This window comes from Oleiphilus sp. HI0067 (assembly GCF_001635735.1).
The window spans coordinates 1-707 of record NZ_LWFI01000592.1; the positions used below are offsets into that span (position 1 = coordinate 1).

The following is a 707-nucleotide window of genomic DNA, read 5'->3' on the forward strand; positions in this document are numbered from 1 at the left end:
ATTTGGCCGATGCTCTGATGTTGGACGAAACAACAAATTCGCGGTCTATTATTGCGAGCGTTAAAGTTCGAATGTTTTCGAAAGGAGGTAATAATGACTCAAAAACTTATGTCTAGTGTGAATTATTCCGGCGATGGCTCCGCTAGCATCCAATTTGATTGGCAATTGTTGCAAGGCGCCTCAACGCAACACTACGTCGACGGCACGCAATTTACTCCTCCTTTTGCTGAACATCTAGACTGTATTGCGCTTGGGCTTGGTTGCTTTTGGGGGGCTGAACGTGCGTTTTGGCAGCTCGACGGTGTTGTCTCGACTGCGGTTGGCTATGGTGGAGGAGAGCAAGCTGATCCGGACTACAAAACGGTCTGTAATGGTGCGACAGGCCATGTTGAGCTCGTTTTGGTTATTTTTGATGCGTCGAAAATTAGCATACAAGAGATTTTGAAGGTTTTCTGGGAAAAGCATGACCCAACACAGGGCATGAGGCAGGGGAATGACATCGGTTCTCAATATCGCTCTGCTATATATTGGATGAAGCCTGAGCATGAGGCCGTCGCTTTAAAAACGCTAAAAGAATATGAGAAAAAATTGTTGTCGCTTAGCTATAGTGCGATCACGACCGAAATAAAACCGCTTAATGCTTTTTATTATGCAGAGTCTTACCATCAGCAGTATTTAGCAAAGAATCCGGGTGGGTATTGCAGGCT

The 707-nt window shown here is 45.4% G+C and carries 1 protein-coding gene; it reads left to right on the forward strand.

Annotation, left to right across the window (positions count from 1 at the left end; all coding sequences use genetic code 11):
• Nucleotides 1-93: 93 nt before the first annotated feature.
• On the forward strand, nucleotides 94-707 hold a 614-nt coding region (gene msrA / locus A3739_RS06760; RefSeq protein ID WP_082878305.1), incomplete at its 3' end, for a peptide-methionine (S)-S-oxide reductase MsrA.